This window comes from Moraxella sp. 179-F 1C4 NHS (genome assembly GCF_045370505.1).
GTDB classification, from domain to species: Bacteria; Pseudomonadota; Gammaproteobacteria; order Pseudomonadales; family Moraxellaceae; genus Faucicola; species Faucicola tetraodonis.
On record NZ_JBIQEC010000001.1, the window covers coordinates 96,429 to 113,534 of the forward strand.

Annotated in this window: 13 protein-coding genes; 7 read left to right on the forward strand and 6 right to left on the reverse strand. The window is 45.8% G+C overall.

Going from position 1 to position 17,106, the window contains the following annotated elements; translation table 11 throughout:
• Nucleotides 1-4: 4 nt before the first annotated feature.
• Nucleotides 5-820: an oxygen-binding di-iron domain-containing protein gene (locus tag ACH0AB_RS00460; protein WP_309593456.1), complete on the reverse strand. Its 816-nt coding sequence runs from the start codon at nucleotides 818-820 to the stop codon at nucleotides 5-7.
• A gap of 335 nt (nucleotides 821-1,155) precedes the next feature.
• On the opposite strand from ACH0AB_RS00460, the gene tsaB reads away from it, so the two are divergent.
• The 3 genes from tsaB to ACH0AB_RS00475 all read left to right on the forward strand — a co-directional run bounded on the left by tsaB (nucleotide 1,156) and on the right by ACH0AB_RS00475 (nucleotide 3,584).
• Nucleotides 1,156-1,827: a tRNA (adenosine(37)-N6)-threonylcarbamoyltransferase complex dimerization subunit type 1 TsaB gene (tsaB, locus tag ACH0AB_RS00465; RefSeq protein WP_406876765.1), complete on the forward strand. Its 672-nt coding sequence runs from the start codon at nucleotides 1,156-1,158 to the stop codon at nucleotides 1,825-1,827.
• A gap of 113 nt (nucleotides 1,828-1,940) precedes the next feature.
• Nucleotides 1,941-2,777 carry an undecaprenyl-diphosphate phosphatase gene (locus ACH0AB_RS00470; RefSeq protein WP_219333433.1) on the forward strand — a complete coding sequence of 279 codons (837 nt, stop codon included), beginning with the start codon at nucleotides 1,941-1,943 and terminating at the stop codon, nucleotides 2,775-2,777.
• 6 nt (nucleotides 2,778-2,783) lie between these two features.
• On the forward strand, nucleotides 2,784-3,584 hold the full coding sequence (locus ACH0AB_RS00475; RefSeq protein WP_406876766.1) for a class I SAM-dependent methyltransferase: 801 nt from the start codon (nucleotides 2,784-2,786) through the stop codon (nucleotides 3,582-3,584).
• A gap of 70 nt (nucleotides 3,585-3,654) precedes the next feature.
• On the opposite strand, the gene ACH0AB_RS00480 is transcribed toward ACH0AB_RS00475, so the two are convergent.
• The gene (locus ACH0AB_RS00480) at nucleotides 3,655-4,083 is read right to left on the reverse strand and encodes a hypothetical protein (protein WP_406876768.1); all 429 of its coding nucleotides are present in this window, start codon (nucleotides 4,081-4,083) and stop codon (nucleotides 3,655-3,657) included.
• Between the two features lie 115 nt (nucleotides 4,084-4,198).
• The gene (gene secA, locus ACH0AB_RS00485) at nucleotides 4,199-7,009 is read right to left on the reverse strand and encodes a preprotein translocase subunit SecA (protein ID WP_406876770.1); all 2,811 of its coding nucleotides are present in this window, start codon (nucleotides 7,007-7,009) and stop codon (nucleotides 4,199-4,201) included.
• Between the two features lie 278 nt (nucleotides 7,010-7,287).
• Between secA and ACH0AB_RS00490 the strand changes: the two genes are divergently transcribed.
• From ACH0AB_RS00490 to fdxA, 3 genes are all read left to right on the forward strand, one after another.
• Nucleotides 7,288-8,298 carry an adenosine deaminase gene (locus ACH0AB_RS00490; RefSeq protein WP_406876771.1) on the forward strand — a complete coding sequence of 337 codons (1,011 nt, stop codon included), beginning with the start codon at nucleotides 7,288-7,290 and terminating at the stop codon, nucleotides 8,296-8,298.
• Nucleotides 8,299-8,461: 163 nt separating this feature from the next.
• On the forward strand, nucleotides 8,462-11,365 hold the full coding sequence (mutS, locus tag ACH0AB_RS00495) for a DNA mismatch repair protein MutS (protein WP_406876773.1): 2,904 nt from the start codon (nucleotides 8,462-8,464) through the stop codon (nucleotides 11,363-11,365).
• A gap of 72 nt (nucleotides 11,366-11,437) precedes the next feature.
• Entirely contained in the window at nucleotides 11,438-11,761 is a 324-nt protein-coding gene (fdxA, locus tag ACH0AB_RS00500) for a ferredoxin FdxA (protein ID WP_007115596.1), read from the forward strand.
• Nucleotides 11,762-11,996: 235 nt separating this feature from the next.
• Here the strand turns inward: fdxA and ACH0AB_RS00505 are convergent, their stop codons facing one another.
• Entirely contained in the window at nucleotides 11,997-12,830 is an 834-nt protein-coding gene (locus ACH0AB_RS00505) for an inositol monophosphatase family protein (RefSeq protein WP_007115595.1), read from the reverse strand.
• 35 nt (nucleotides 12,831-12,865) lie between these two features.
• Nucleotides 12,866-15,007 carry a 1-deoxy-D-xylulose-5-phosphate synthase gene (locus ACH0AB_RS00510; RefSeq protein ID WP_406876774.1) on the reverse strand — a complete coding sequence of 714 codons (2,142 nt, stop codon included), beginning with the start codon at nucleotides 15,005-15,007 and terminating at the stop codon, nucleotides 12,866-12,868.
• A 521-nt stretch (nucleotides 15,008-15,528) separates the two neighbouring features.
• On the opposite strand from ACH0AB_RS00510, the gene ribA reads away from it, so the two are divergent.
• The gene (gene ribA, locus ACH0AB_RS00515; protein WP_312385079.1) at nucleotides 15,529-16,170 is read left to right on the forward strand and encodes a GTP cyclohydrolase II; all 642 of its coding nucleotides are present in this window, start codon (nucleotides 15,529-15,531) and stop codon (nucleotides 16,168-16,170) included.
• A gap of 41 nt (nucleotides 16,171-16,211) precedes the next feature.
• Here ribA and ACH0AB_RS00520 read toward each other — a convergent pair whose 3' ends face one another.
• Nucleotides 16,212-17,024: a sulfite exporter TauE/SafE family protein gene (locus tag ACH0AB_RS00520; protein ID WP_248107168.1), complete on the reverse strand. Its 813-nt coding sequence runs from the start codon at nucleotides 17,022-17,024 to the stop codon at nucleotides 16,212-16,214.
• Nucleotides 17,025-17,106: the final 82 nt, after the last annotated feature.

The window sequence follows — 17,106 nt, forward strand, 5'->3', positions numbered from 1 at the left end:
CAAATCAGTCAACTTTAACACTATTAATCAGCCTTGCATAGTCATAATCGTCTTGTGTGAGCAAATCAACCCCACAAGGCAAATTGCCTATCCAATCCAAAAAGCGATTAATCATGGCTTTGCCAACAAAAGATTTGCCATGCTGCGGCACAATCATCTCGACATCTAACTGCCGAACCGCATCTGCCCAAAAACGGGTGACTTTATTACTGACCATGTAGCGCTGATGAAACCCTCGCATGGTCGGAATATGCGCGTCAAAATCTTCCACTGGCACATTCGCATCACCGAGCAACGAAGCCCCCATATCGCCTGAAAATAAAATTTTGCTGATGGGGTCATAAAACTGAAAATTACCTTCTGAATGCAGAAAGTGCGCAGGCAAAGCAAATAACTGGGTTTTCCCCAAAGGTAACACCGCGCCTTCATCTGGCAGCGCAATCAAGCGCTTAAGATACCCTTCTTGCAGACGGTCAGTGGTAAACGCGGAGTTAAGATGCGGTAAAAAACGCTCCCACAATCTTGAGATGACGATATTGGCTTGGGTATGCAATAGCCAACGCGGCAATGACGCAATGATATCAGGGTCTTGGTGTGAGCCAATCACATAGCGGATATGCCTTATATCAGTATGTTTGAGCAGTGCAAGGGTGAGCGGCGTATAGGTCAAATCCCCACCTGGGTCAATAACCGCGCCGACAGTTTCCTCATCTGAGTGCAAAATTAAAAATTGATTGGACTGAATACCGTCACCTTTTACCAAATCACTAAACATAATGCACTGATGCTTGCCATTATCAAAAATTATTTTACCGCTCATAACCTATCTACCCATTTAACCGACAAATAAAACTTAACACGCTAATAAAAAACGCTATCACACACGCTATAAAATTGTGCAGCAAAGTGACTTTGAATGACTTTGCAAACCATTGTTAACCGTTTGTTATTTGCCTCAATAAACTGCCCTTAAACCCTTAAAAATAGTAAGGATTATAGCATTTTATTGACGGGATTGAGGGCATTTTTGCCCAAATCCCTGTTAACTAAATTATGCTCAAATTTGTTTTTAGTGGTATTATACCAAGCAATTTTTTAGGCAAAATTTGTGTGCTTTAAGCGCATGATTACTGCAAACGGTAAAGGCAATTTGTTATGATTTTGGCACTTGAAAGTGTATTTGACCAATGCTCAGTGGCATTCGTGGATTTAGCAGGTAATGTCATCGCTGAACAGACCCTGACGGGAAATCGTCTACAAACCCAGCAAATTTTGCCGATGATACATGCGCTGATGACGGCATCATCGATTGATTGGTCACAACTGACTGCGATTGCTTTTAATCGAGGTCCCGGGGCTTTTAGTGGCATACGCATTAATACGGCGGTAGCGCAAGCCATCGCTTTTGCCCATGATGTGCCATGTTTGCCTATATCAAGCCTGCAAGCTATCGCCCAAGCGGCATTTGAACGACACCAAAGCCCCCACGTATTGGCGCTGACAGATGCGCGCATGAACCAAGTGTACGCCGGTGAATACGCCGTGAGCGATGGTATCATGCAGCTTGTGGCAGGCGCTACTGAGCATTTGCTTGATTATGACAGCGTGATAGACAAAGACTTAGCCTTAGTAGGCAATGGCGCAACCTTGGTCAATGCGCAGCTAGGTCAGTCCATCTTTGCCGATATTCGCCCCTCAGCGGTTATCATTGCCAAACTTGGGCTAACCTTGTATCAGCAGCACCAATCCGTCCCTGCTGAGCTGGCGTTGCCGGTTTATTTAAGAAATAATGCGTGGAAAACCCTAGCCGAACAACAAAAGGCTTAATTTATCGGCTGATTGCTCAGATTGTCTTAAGTTTGACTCGCTACCCTTTACCTTGTTATAAGCGCAAAAATTGTTAGCTTTGACTGTTAATAACTAACATTGTTGGATACGTTATGGATCTTATTTTGATTTTTAAAGCCATCATCATGGGCATGGTTGAGGGCATTACCGAATTTTTACCGATTTCAAGTACCGGGCATTTAATTCTTGCCGACTCCTTGTTAAATTTTTGGACCAAAGACAAAGCCGACTTGTTTATCGTTGTCATTCAGCTGGGTGCGATTTCAGCGGTAATTTATTTGTACTGGGGACGGCTATGGCGTGCCTTGATGGGACTTATTACGGGTAAAGACCCTGAGCGTAAAAACCCGCGTCAATTGGGCATCTCGCTGATTATTTCCACCATCCCGATTATGCTGATAGGTTTGATGTTTGATAAAGCGTTAAAAGCGGCATTATTTAACCCAACCGTGGTGGCAATCTCATTGATTGTCGGTGGTTTGATTATCTTTTGGGCGGAGCGCCAACAACACAAACATACGGTCAAATATGCCGAAGCGGAAGATATTGATATTAAAACAGCGATTATCATTGGTTTGATTCAATGTCTTGCCTTGATTCCTGGTACTTCTCGCTCAGGTTCTACGATTATCGGTTCCCTATTTTTGGGGGTATCACGTAAAGCGTCTGCGGAGTATTCTTTCTTTTTAGGGATTCCTGTATTAGTAGGTGCTGGACTATTAGATCTGACCAAAAACCATCATATTTTAACCAGCGCTGAAGACTGGACCATCATGGCAGTGGGTGTGGTGGTCTCATTTATTTTTGCTATGATTTTCATCAAATGGTTGGTTAACTGGGTCAGTACCCGTGATTTTACGATTTTTGCGTGGTGGCGCATCGTGGTAGGCATACTGGTACTCATCGCTGGTATGCTGGGCTATATTTAAATCCCTATGCTATCTCATCAATCAATCCAACTGTATTATGTTGACACTTTGCCAAGCGAGCAACGTTTGGCAAACGTCGAAACCATACTCACTCCTTTATCCGTCAATTTACAACTACAAAAGATTACTAGCAAAGTAACTCAAAAATGGCTGAAATCAGTCGATGATAACAGTGTGCTGATTGATGAGGTAGGTGATGTTTTTGTCATCGCAGCGGGCATGAAAGTCAGCCCAAATTGGCAAAACCTACAACAGCGGGTGGTCAAAGCGGGCAAAAAAACTGAACTGCTACTCAAAGCCATGCAGCTACAAGCCAGCATGACTGTCATTGATGCAACCGCAGGGTTTGGGCATGATAGCTTAATCTTGGCAAGTACCGGTGCCAGTGTGACTTTGCTTGAACAGCAGCCACTCATGTTTTTGCTACTGCAACTAGAACAGCGAAAAATGGCGCAGCATCGCAACTGGCAAAAATTGATGAGTCGATTAACGATTTATCATGGCGATGCGATAGAGTTGCTGGCTAGATTGCCAAAAGTCGACCGTGTCTATCTAGATCCGATGTTTCCCGCTGATAGCTACAAATCAGCGGTTAATAAACATATGCAGATGTTGCATACTGTGACGACCCCACCGTCGATTGCGCAATCACAACAATTATTGTGGGCGGCGTTGGCACAAATAACCCCACAGGGTGTGGTAGTAGTTAAAAGACCTAAATCAGCGCCTTTTCTTGCAGACAAATCGCCCAACCTAAGCCTATCAAATGATATCGTGCGTTTTGATAATTATTTGAACCGCATTTAGTTTGAATAGCGTCTAGTTGCCATGTTAAAAAAAAGCTGATGAGTATCAGCTTTTTTTGTGGGTCTGGTTATTATTGACCAACCTTTTGGTTACCGACGGCAGGCGCTGCATCATCGCTGGCTTTTGGTGCGTTGGGCGAGGCAGGCGCATTATCAATCACGGTATCATTTTCCGTAATCTTATCCATGTCTGAATTATCCGCGCCGCCGTCATCTGCAGCCTCTACCTCATCGCTACTCGCTGGCATCGCATCAACAGGGGTCGCTGCTGTGCCACTGGCGCTGGTAGCGTCAGGACCGGCATCTACGGTGGCATTGGCTTCGGTCACAGCGGCGCTATTTTTTTCATCGGCAGGCGCAGCTGACATTGGTACGGCTTGTGATTCTGCCGCTGATGCTGCCGCGGCATTGTCTGTGCTGTCTGTCTTTTTATCACAAGCTGTCAACGTAAGCGCCGATACTAAACTCAGCATGGTGATTTTTGCTAGTGTGTTTTGCATGGGTAATCCTCTACTATCAATAAATCGCTCAACCCGACAACGTACTTGATAGTCTATATAGTAAAAATTGCTCAATCAACAAGGTTGCTAATTCAAAGATGATAATGATATCACCTTAAATTTTGCCATGGCATTGCTTGTATTTTAAACCCGAACCACATGGACAAGGGGCATTTCGGCTAATTGCTAAGTTGGCATAAGGATTGTCACCATTTTCAGCCATCTCTGGACTCGCGGTTGCCGCTGCTGAGCCGCTTAGACCAAATGAATACGTGGCTCGCGTGCGTTGCTGGCTGTTACGCGCAATCATGTCTTCATCGTCACTTAGCTCACCGGTCACGCCATTCATTTCTTGGTGCTCAAAATGCAGACGCATCATCTCGGCTTGTTCACGTTGCTGGCGCTCAAGCTCAGCGATTTCTTCTGGCGTTGGGATATGAACACGCGCTAAATCTTGCACGGTTTCAGACTTGATAGCACCGAGCATACTTTGGAACAATGAGAAAGATTCAGATTTATATTCTTGCTCAGGATTTTTTTGCGCATAGCCTCGCAGATGGATACCTTTACGCAGTTGATCCATTTGGTTTAGATGTTCTTTCCAATGCTTATCTAGGCTAGATAGCATAAAGTGACGCTCAAGTTGGGCGGCATTTTCCTCGCCCATTTGCTCACGGCGAGCGCGGTAGTTGAGTAACGCAGCCTCAATGATTTTTTGACGCAAACCTTCTTCATCCAAACGACGATCGGCATCTAGCCAGTCATTGATTGGCATATGAATACGAAACTCACTTTCAAGCTCGTCTTCAAGCCCATCAATGTCCCATTGGTCATCAATCGAACCGGGTGGCACGAATTGGTCAATCAAGGCATTGTATACATCGTAGTGCATCGCTTCGATACCTGCTTGTAGATTACTTTGGGCAAGCAGTTCATCGCGCTGTTTATAGATAACCTTACGTTGTTCGTTGGCAACGTCATCGTATTTGAGTAGGCTCTTACGGGCATCAAAGTCGCGGTTTTCCACTTTCCTTTGGGCGTTTTCAATCGAGCGTGACACCATTTTGTGCTCAATGGCTTCGTCTTCTTTTAACCCCATGGCGCGCATCATATTGACCACGCGATCGCCAGCGAAAATCCGCATCAAGTCATCTTCAAGCGACAAGAAAAAGCGTGACTCCCCCGGGTCACCTTGACGACCCGCGCGACCGCGCAATTGGTTATCAATACGGCGTGATTCGTGACGCTCAGAACCGATGATATGTAAACCACCCGCTTCTAGCACTTGTTGGTTTCGCACTTGCCATTCGGCATGGGCTTGCTGTTTCATTTCAGGGGTGACGTTGTCGATTTTGGCGAGCTCTGCTTGCCAGTTACCCCCCAAGATAATATCAGTACCGCGACCTGCCATGTTGGTGGCAATAGTGACCGCATTGGGTCTACCTGCTTGCGCGATAATATCGGCTTCACGCTCGTGCTGTTTGGCATTGAGGACGTTATGTTGAATGCCTTCTTGCGTCAGTAACTCTGAAAGCACTTCACTGGCTTCAATGGTTGCCGTCCCCACCAAAATCGGTGCCTGTTTTTCTTGAATGCGTTTGATTTCGCGAATGATGCCTTGATATTTGCCCATTTTACTTAGGAAAATTTGGTCATCAAGGTCAATACGCTGAATCGGTTTGTGGGTGGGGATAATCACCACATCTAAATCGTAAGTTTGTTTAAATTCCGCAGCTTCGGTATCGGCTGTACCTGTCATGCCTGAGAGTTTGTCATACAGACGGAAATAATTTTGGAATGTCGTGGTGGCAAGCGTTTGGTTTTCGGCTTGGATTTCAACTTGTTCTTTGGCTTCAACCGCTTGGTGCAAACCTTCTGACCAGCGGCGACCGGGCATGGTACGCCCTGTGTTTTCATCGACAATGATGACTTCGCCTTCATGCACGATATAGTGAATGTTTTTAACAAATAAATGGTGCGCACGAATCGCGGCTTGAACGTGGGCTAGTAGTGGCAAGCGCGTTGGGCTATATAGGCTCTCATTTTCGCCAAGCTCGCCTTTTTCTACCAAGAATTTTTCGATTTTCTCGTAGCCTTTTTCGCTGATTTCGATTTGACGATTTTTTTCATCAATCCAAAAATCCTGCTCACGGTTTTCGCGGTTGCCTTCTTCGGTTTCTGAGCGTTTGAGGCGCGGGATGATGGTGTCAATCAGCCTGTACATGGCGGATGAGTCTTCGGCTTGACCCGAGATAATCAGCGGCGTACGCGCTTCATCAATCAAAATCGAGTCAATCTCATCGATGATACAATAGTTGAGTCCGCGCTGTTTTTTCTCATCTAGGCGAAATACCATATTGTCACGCAGGTAGTCAAAGCCGTATTCGTTGTTGGTACCGTAGGTAATATCTGCGGCATAGGCCTCAAATTTTTCCATCGGGTCTTGCTGTGAGTAAATCACGCCGACAGTTAAGCCCAAAAAGTCAAACAACGGGCGGTTTAATTCGGCATCACGGCTTGCCAAGTAGTCATTGACGGTGACGACATGCACGCCTTTACCGCTAATCGCGTTGAGATAAATCGCAAGCGTTGCCATCAAGGTTTTCCCTTCACCCGTGCGCATCTCGGCGATTTTACCTTCGTGCAGGGTGATACCCCCGATAAGCTGTACATCGTAGTGACGCATGCCAAGGACACGGCTTGAGGCTTCACGACAGACCGCAAAGGCTTCAGGTAAAATGGTATCTAGGCTAGTACCCTGCTCAAACTGGGTTTTAAATTCCGCAGTTTTTTGTTTTAATGCTTCGTCAGAGAGGGGCTGGATTTTGGGTTCTAAGGCGTTGATTTTGTCGACCAACTTACGCATTCGCTTAAGCTCACGGTCGTTTTTGGTGCCAATAACCTTGCCTATCATTTTGCCTAACATACGAGGATTTTCCTAAAGTGCTCAAATCAATAAGTGCGATGACTTTTAATACGATGACGGTTAATAAAGGTGTTCAAAATAAATTTTGCTATTATATATGGGTTTGCTTTTTTTAGATACAAGGTTATAACAGCCTGTAAGTTTGAACCGCTTGACTCTATTACCTTTATCTTTATGAATCCATCCCCATAATTGAACTTTATTTTCGAGATTTTCATTGTTGAAATTTTCTTGGAAGATTTTAACGCCATCTTTGCCATTATGCTATCGAGTTTGCCATGACTGCCCCATTGACGCCACAACAACTGATTCATCAATTACCCAAAGCCGAATTACACGTACATATCGAAGGCACGTTTGAACCGGAGCTGATGTTTGCCATCGCTAAACGCAACCAAATTGATATACCCTACCAAACCATTGAAGACGTCAAAAATGCCTACAATTTTCATAATTTACAATCGTTTTTGGATATCTACTATGCCGGCGCAAACGTTTTGGTCAAACAGCAGGATTTTTATGATTTAGCGTGGGCGTATTTTGAAAAATGCCAGGTTGATAATGTGGTGCATACGGAGATTTTTTTTGACCCACAGACCCATACTGAGCGGGGGGTGGATTTTGCCACCTGTTTTCAAGGGCTTTATCAAGCCAGCTTAGATGCCAAAGCAAAAATGGGTATCACCTCGCATTGGATTTTGTGTTTTTTGCGTCATTTGAGCGAAGACAGCGCGTTTGCCACCCTTGAGCACGCCTTGCCATTTAAAGATACTATCATTGGCGTGGGGCTTGACTCTAGCGAAGTGGGTAATCCGCCCGCTAAGTTTGAACGGGTATTTGCCAAAGCGCGAGCGCTTGGGTTTTTGACGGTTGCGCATGCTGGCGAAGAAGGCGATCCCGCGTATGTCTGGCAAGCGTTGGATTTGTTAAAGGTCAATCGTATCGATCACGGTGTGCGCTCGGCAGAAGATGATAAACTCATGCAACGCTTGATAGCGGAGCAAATGCCGTTGACGGTGTGTCCGCTAAGTAACCTTAAACTAAAAGTGGTGCAAGACATGGGCGAGCACAATATCAAAACCATGCTGCACCAAGGCGTGTGCGTGACAGTGAACTCAGATGACCCGGCGTACTTTGGTGGCTATATGAATGACAACTTTGTCGCCATTGAGCAAGCGCTAGCGCTATCAAATGACGATATCAAACAATTGGCGATCAACAGCTTTAACGCGTCTTTTATAGATGATGATGTAAAACAGCATTGGATCTCAAAAATCGCATCGCTTTAAGCTTTTCAATAAGCTTTTAAATAAGCTGGAAGAAACAAACTCAGAAAAATAGGCTGGAAGAAATAAGCTACAAGTAACGTGCATGCCAGCCTTAACCAACCTCACCCACTCAACATGGTGCGACAAACGTACCTGTTGCTTAATTTCATAACGTTTAACTATTATGCCCCAGACCATGCCTCACAATCTTGACCATCACACCCCCATGATGCAGCAATATCTCACGCTAAAAGCGGATTATCCGCATGCCTTGGTGCTGTACCGGATGGGCGATTTCTATGAGCTGTTTTTCGATGATGCCAAGCTTGCTGCCGATATTTTGGGCATCACCTTGACCCGACGTGGCAAAGATAAACAGGGCAATACCATCCCGATGGCAGGCGTGCCGTTTCATTCGGCAGACGGCTATATTGCTCGGCTGATTAATGCCGGGCAAACCGTGGTGGTCTGTGAACAAGTCGAAGAAGAAAAGCCAGAACACAACCTTGAAGACAGCTTTGTAGCAAAAGACTCTGCAGCCAATAGCACAGCAAAAAACACGGCAAAAAAAACCAGCAAAACAAAAGCCAATGCCGCTAAGATTATGGAACGTAAAGTCGTCCGTACCTTGACCGCAGGGACGCTGACCGATGATAACCTCATAACCCAAGGGCAGACGCCAACGGTCGTCGCGATCAGCTTTGCTAAACAGCAAATGTCGGTGGGATTGGCGCAGCTGGATTTGGCGCAAGGGCAAATCCGTGTCACTGAGCTTAACTGCGATAGCCATACTGCGCTACAAAGCGAGCTTGCTAACGCGCTCGCCCGCTTTGATCCCAGTGAAGTGCTGATAGATGAACAGCTGTCTGAGGCATGGCAACATTTTTTGCAGGATTGTCTGAGCGCAAATAGTCCAACAGCTACCCTACCGCCGATTTTGTCACAGCCGCACAGTTATTTTCTGCCCAATAACGCGCTTGAACATCTGACCCAGCATCTTGGCGTCACCACGCTGGCAGGGTTTGGCATTGAGCAAAAACCGCTTGCCATCTCATCGGCATCGGTTGTGCTACATTACGGCAAACAGACCCAGCAAGCTGATTTACGCCATATTCGTAGCCTGCAACTCGAGCATAACGGCGATTTTTTGCAGCTTGATACCATCAGTCAGCAAAATTTGGAAATTTTTAAACCCGTGTTGGCATCGGGTATTTCGCTGTTATCGGTGATTGATCATTGCCAAACGCCGATGGGCAAACGCGCTTTAGTGCATCATTTGCGCCGACCGCTACGCAATGTCACCCTGATTAACCGCAGGCTTGATGCGGTTGAACAACTGATGACATTACCGCTAGAAGCGTTTGAATTGCTTAAACAAACCTTAAGCGAAATCAGCGATATCGAACGCATTGGGGGACGCATTGGCTTGGGTTCAGCAAAACCAACTGATTTGCTCAAATTGCGTCTGAGTCTGGCGCAAGCGTTAGCGTTGTCAAAGCAGTTGCAGCAACATTTTGATTTTACCACCATAACGACGCTAACTGCCGAGACGCCTTTGCTTGCCATGCTTAGCAAACAGCTACCTGACTTAGCCTTAACTGATAGCTTTGCCAATATCTATGCCTTGCTAGAGCAAGCGATTGTCGATGAGCCGCCCGCCCACATCCGTGATGGCGGCATGATAAAAAAGGGCTATGACCCACAGCTTGACGAATGGCAAAATCTGCATGGCAATATCGAGCAAACTTTGGAAGCATTGGCGGCGCAAGAGCGGCAAAAAAACAACCTGCCCATGCTTAAAGTGGGCTTTAATAAAGTGAGCGGATTTTATTTTGAACTTAGCGCCCTACAAGCCAAGAACGCACCTGAGTATTTTACTCGCCGTCAAACGCTCAAAAATGCCGAACGCTTTATCACGCCAGCACTCAAAACCATTGAAGAATCCTATTTATCAGCGCAAGGGCAAGCGTTGACCCTTGAGAAGCGTATCTATGAAAACCTGCTGGGTCAGCTCAAATCACAGCTTGGCGATGTGCAGCGCCTTGCCAAAGCGATTGGGTATTTAGACGTACTTGCCAACTGGGTCAGCCTAACGCGTTTGCAGAATCGCTCTCATCATAGTAAAAACTGGTGCCGCCCGTTGTTTAATACCACGGATGATACCGCAAGCCTCCATATCCAAGGCGGACGCCATATCGTGGTTGAAGCAGGTCAACAGCGCCAAGCTCACCATCAGACGGCATCGCTTGACCCATTTGTCGCCAATGACTGTGTCATGGGAACAGCCACCCAACTTGAACGATTAATGCTCATCACCGGGCCCAATATGGGCGGTAAGTCGACTTACATGCGTCAAACCGCCCTCATCGTGCTACTTGCTTGTTGTGGCGCATATGTCCCTGCGCAGTCGGTGACGCTCGGTCGTATTGAGCGGATTTTTACCCGCATTGGCTCGGCAGATGACTTGGCAAGTGGTAAATCAACCTTTATGGTCGAGATGATCGAAACCGCCAATATCATGAACCAAGCCAATGCCAACTCGTTGGTACTCATGGATGAAGTCGGTCGTGGCACCAGCACCCAAGATGGTCTAGCGATTGCGCATGCGTGCGTAAATTATTTAGCAGAAAAAATCGGCTGTTTGACCCTATTTGCTACCCATTATTTTGAGCTCACTGAACTGGCTGAGCGCCACCCCAAAATGTTTAATCAACACCTTGTCACCCAGGAAATCAACGGGCAGTTACTACTACTGCATAAAATCGCACCCGGGGCGACGCATCGCAGTTTTGGATTGCATGTCGCCAAAATGGCAGGTTTACCGCAAGCCTTATTAGCCCAAGCACAACACTATTTGGATAACCAAAGCGAACAAAAAAGCTTGCCAAACCATCCTTTAGCCTATCCACCAAAAGACGAGAAACAAATGGGTCTGGATTTGCAAAGTGCAGCGGCTGACTATCAAACGTTGAAGACTGATGAATATAAACTTAACCAACAACTAAACGCCCTAAACCCTGACGAGCTGACGCCGAAACAGGCGTTAGAATTTATTTATTCATTAAAGGAATTGTTAAAAAAAGCGTAACGCGCTAAAATAATACGATTGTATTTTTTATGCTTTTAACATTTGTGCAACTAAAAAAAGGTAGCCACCGCCATGACTTTCGTCGTTACTGATAACTGTGTTCGTTGTAAATATACTGACTGCGTTGAAGTCTGTCCTGTGGACTGTTTCTATGAAGGTCCGAATTTTTTGGTCATCCATCCTGATGAATGTATTGACTGTGCGCTGTGTGAGCCAGAATGCCCTGCCAATGCGATTTTTTCTGAAGATGAAGTACCAAAGGGTCAAGAAATATACATCGAACTGAACGCAGAACTCGCCGAAAAATGGCCAAACATCTCAGCCATGCATGACCCACTACCCGATGCCAAAGAATGGGATGGCGTACCCAATAAATTACAGTATATTGAAAGATAGCCTCTCTAACATACGCCGTTTCGGTGAATTTTAGCAAGATGCTATAAAACAGCATATACAACGCGGACGGCAATCAGTGAATATTGATTGCCGTTTTTATATTGTCATCTCTTATTATGCCAACGTTGTTGTCTATCTGCTTAACTTAACCTCTTTAACTTAGCCTATTTTTTTACGAATTGATTATGAAAAAAAACGCGCTATGGATTAGCGCGTTTTTAGTGTCACAGTAACATCAGCCTTTAACGGCACTGCCCCAAACTGGCACCACGGTTTGCATCAATGGTTTTAATAGTTTGATATTTGCCGCAAAGATAGAACCTGTTTGCATTGCATTGTGTGCGCCTGTATGGTCAACCACAGTACCGCGCGCTTCAGTGACAATCAATTCACCAGCGCAGATATCCCAAGGTTTGATAGACATTTCAAAATAACCATCAAACCGTCCCGCTGCTACATATGCCAAATCTAACGCGGCTGAACCAACACGGCGCACTTGACCGCCTTGCTCGCAGATTTTTTGTAAGCTTTCAAAATGCTCTTTGGCATACGATACTTTACCTTCCGCGCGGTTGCGCTCAAGCGGATGACCTGTGGTAAAAAAGCCGCCATCAATGGTTTTATGCTCACTGACGCTGATACGGCGTTGGTTGAGGCGCGCGCCTTTACCACGACTGGCTGAGAACATCTCATCACGCACTGGGTCATAGATGATGCCATGTTCGGTGACGCCGTTTTTTTGCACCCCGATTGAGACACAAAAATGCGGTAAGCCATGAATAAAGTTGTGGGTACCGTCTAATGGATCAATAACCCAGCACCAGTCTTTATCATTGCCCTTGCCTTCTTGTAGCCCAAATTCTTCGCCCAAAAATGAGTGGGTTGGGTAGCTTTCTTTGAGCATCGCGATCAATAATTCTTCGCTGTAACGGTCGATTTGGGTCACCAAACCATCTAAGCCTTTGCTTTCAATCGTGAACTCTAGCTTGTGGCGATTGTTGTGTGCATTTAAAATCTCTTGACCTACTTTTTGTGCAGCGCGGGCTGCCATGACGACCATCGGTTCCATAATTGACCTTTTGTTGAAGGATAAAAATCTAAAATTTATGACAAAATCGTTTGCATCTGTTTGACCACACCCGCGACATCTAGCCCACAATCGGCTAATTGCTGCTCAGGGCTGCCATGCGCGATATATTTATCGGGGATACCGATGTTGATTAGCGTTGGCAAGGCTTGGCTGGTTTTTGCTGCTTGGGCAACTAGGTATTCATTGACCGCACTACCGGCACCGCCCATGACTTGGTGTTCTTCAAGGGTAACAATGGAGCAGTTTTGCGCCAATAGAGTATCCAGTAATTCGCTGTCTAACGGTTTAACAAACCGCATATTATAAACAAAAAACGTCGTCATTGGGTAAGTTTCGGCTAAGTTTTGACACGCCGTGACCGCTGTCTTTACCATGGTACCAAAAGCAAGCACCGCAACTTTTTTCGCCACGTTGCTCGTACCTGCAGCAGTGGCATCAATAGTCTGCTCAAGCGCTGCCTTACCGATTGGATAAATCGCTTGGTTTTTATCAATCTCTGCCCCAATGCCATTACCACGTGGATAACGCACCGCAGAGGGTCCAATATGCTCATAACAGGTATTGAGTAAGTTATAGCACTCATTCTCATCTTTTGGACAAGCAATCACCATATTAGGCACAGTTCGCATAAAAGCGATATCAAACACCCCCGCATGGGTCGCACCGTCTTCACCGACCAGACCCGCACGGTCAATGGCGAACATCACGTTGAGATTTTGCAAAGCCACGTCGTGAATCAGTTGGTCATAGCCACGTTGTAAAAATGTGGAGTAAATCGCGACAATCGGTTTGACACCTTGGGTTGCCATGCCACCCGCTAGGGTCACTGCATGTTGCTCGGCAATCGCCACATCAAAGAATTGGTTGGCAAAGCGCTTGGCAAATTCGGTCATGCCTGAGCCTTCAGCCATCGCAGGGGTGATTGCCATCAGTTGTTTGTCTGTGGCGGCTTTATCGCAGATAAACTCACCAAACACTTGCGAGTATTTTTTGGCAGGAGTAGGCACTGGCTTTTGGCTGTCAACTGGCACAGATTTTTCTTGCGCTGGGTTGATTTTTTTAAGTTTGGTAATGGCATGATAAGTAATCGGGTCACATTCTGCCGGTAAAAAGCCTTTGCCTTTGACCGTATGCACATGGACAAGTACCGCACCTTGTAACTGCTTGACCCGTTCAAATATTTGAGTCAATTTGGCAACATCATGCCCATCAAATGGTCCAAAATACTGAAAACCGATGGCTTTAAATAAGTTTTCGGGAAACACTTCATCAATGAGTTTATTGGCGATTTTCTCAGGTAATGTCTCTAACTGAGAGGGTTTAGGAATACCTTTTTCTGCCAATTTTTCGACAATTTTATTGGGCAGGCGCGAGGTCCAATCATCTAAGGCTTCGTTTGCCATGTGCAAATAATGACGAATACGGCGGTCTTCACTAGAGATGACGCGCTTGGTAAAAATAGCATCACCGTTTTTATCGATATCGACTGCCAAACCACGCTGCCAGAGGGTGGCTAAATGTTTAGAAAATCCGCCCGTTGCCTGTGAGATTGACATGTCATTATCGTTGAGCACCACAATCAAATCGGCATTTTGCTGCACCGCGTCATTCATCGCTTCAAACGCCATGCCGCCTGTCATAGCACCATCACCGACGATGCTAACCACTTTGTCACGTTTGCCTAAATAGCGCATAGCAAGCGACATGCCTAGCCCTGCAGAAATCGCCGTCGATGAATGCCCAACGCCAAAGGTATCATACTCAGACTCATGACGCTCAGGGAAAGCAGTTAGCCCATGTTGACTACGAATGGTGGTAAGCTTGTCACGGCGACCCGTTAAAATTTTGTGGGGATAGGCTTGGTGCCCTACGTCCCAGACAATTTGGTCTTTGGGTGAATTAAAGACATAATGCAGTGCAATGGTGAGCTCAACGACGCCAAGGTTAGAACCAAAATGCCCGCCACTGACGCCCGTTGCATACAGCAAAAACTCGCGCAGTTCATCGGCTAATTGCTGCAATTGCGCGGTACTGAATTTTTTTAGGTCATCAGGACTGTCCACCCCATCGAGCAGCGGCGTATGCGGCTTTAGCATAGGGATGGTATCAAAGGTTTTCAATCGGTATTTTTGGTTAGCTATTTTAGTTTTTGACATATCTTGGCTGACACTTTTCATTGCTTACAGGCACTCGATGAGTCCTGTTGACACAGGTGAAAAAAATAAATAGTTAAAACGCACAATGACTATTAACACCTTATTGCTGGCACAAAATTGGCACAAAATACGGGCACAAAATTGACAGGCTGCCAAAGCGTTGAACGCTTGAAAATCTAGGTGGCTAAGCTGGCATTAACAGCTTTGAATTGCCAATGTGGCGCATGAATGTGGCATAATAGCATTTTTTTGTTGATTAAACATCAAACCTCGCTATTTTAGATTGTATCTTATAGCTTCTATAAAGTTTAGCTTAGCGCCTTGAATTTTTGATAAATTTTGACAAAAAATTTGCGTCATATAGCATACCAACCTAGCTTGCGGCTTATTGATAAGATGCTTAATGACGCTATCCTTCTTGATATTTTAATCAATGCCTTCATGTAAAGGGCACTTTTATTTTTGGGTTTACCGACTTGGTTCAGTTGTTTGGGTCAGTGGGTCATTTTTTGGAGTAGTGGGTGTCGTATCAATTTATCACGCAAGCAACCTTACCAACAGCGCATGGGCTATTTGATATTCATGTGTTTGAAGATACGGACGACACGGCACGCGATGCGCTTGGCAATCGCAAACATGAACACGTCATGCTGACGGTTGGCTTGCCCACGGCTGATAAATCCAAAATCCCATTGGTACGCATTCATAGCGAATGTTTGACAGGGGATGCCTTTAGCTCGCTTAAATGCGACTGTGGCCCCCAGCTCAATGCCACCATGCAGATGATTCAAGCTTATGCTAAAGATGGCGGCTGCGGGGCGATTTTATATTTGCGCCAAGAAGGGCGCGGGATTGGACTGACCAACAAAATCCGAGCTTACGCATTGCAAGACCAAGGACATGATACGCTTGATGCCAATTTGCTGCTCGATTTACCTGCCGATGCTCGCACCTATGAAATGTGCAAGCCGATGCTTGAGCATGTCGGTGTGGATAAGGTAAAGCTGATAACCAACAACCCCAACAAAATTGACTATCTCAATGAGATTGGTATTGAGGTGATAGCGCGCGTACCGCTGTTGGTGGGTGTCAACCCGCACAATGAGGCCTATCTCAACACCAAAAAAGAGCGCATGGGGCATATGATTGAGAATGAGTTATAAAATTCACGCTCATGACATAACACAAAACCCATTGTTTATTTTTACCATAAATTAATCCCAAGCGCGCCTAGCATCATTTTTGCCCCCACAATCAGCAGCAGACCACCAAACATGCGCTTTAAGGTGTTGGCAGGCAATTGGTGCGCCAATTTTGCCCCCACTTTGGCAAATAAATAACTCATCACTGAAATACACAAAAACGCAGTGATATGCACAAAGCCAATCGCCTCAGCCGGCAAGCCCTGTACATCTTTGCCAAAAAACATAAACCCGAGCGCCCCTGCAATGGCAATCGGTAAGCCACAGGCTGCTGACGTACCCACCGCTTGTTGCATGGTCAAACCAAAACGGCTCAAAAACGGCACGGTAAAACTGCCACCGCCAATACCAAAAATCGCCGATGCTGCGCCAATCAAGCCCCCGACCCCTGTTTGCACAGGCGCAGATGGCAAGTGAGTGGTCGCGACAACTTCCGATTTTTTAGCCAGAAGCATTTTTAGCCCCATAAACAGCGCCATGCCAGCAATCAAAAATGCCAAGACCTTACCATGCAATAAATCTGCGATATAAGCACCAACAAAACTACCAACCACCAAGCCAATCGACATATTGCGCCATACATCCCAGCGCACGCCACCTCGCTTATTGTGCGATTGCATGGAGCTTATGGAGGTCACCACAATCGTGGCAAGCGATGTCCCTACCGCCAAATGGGTAATGACATCGCTTGGATAGCCATACGCTTTAAAAATCGCCATCAGCACGGGTACGATAATCAATCCGCCACCGACACCAAATAGCCCAGCACAAATACCAGCAAATGCCCCCGCCAGCAAAAACCACAGATACATCATTTTTTGCATTTCCTTTGATTAAAAATAGCGTTAGTATAGCAAACTTATCTTTTTGTCGTTTGTAACATTGTGCCTAAGCTTA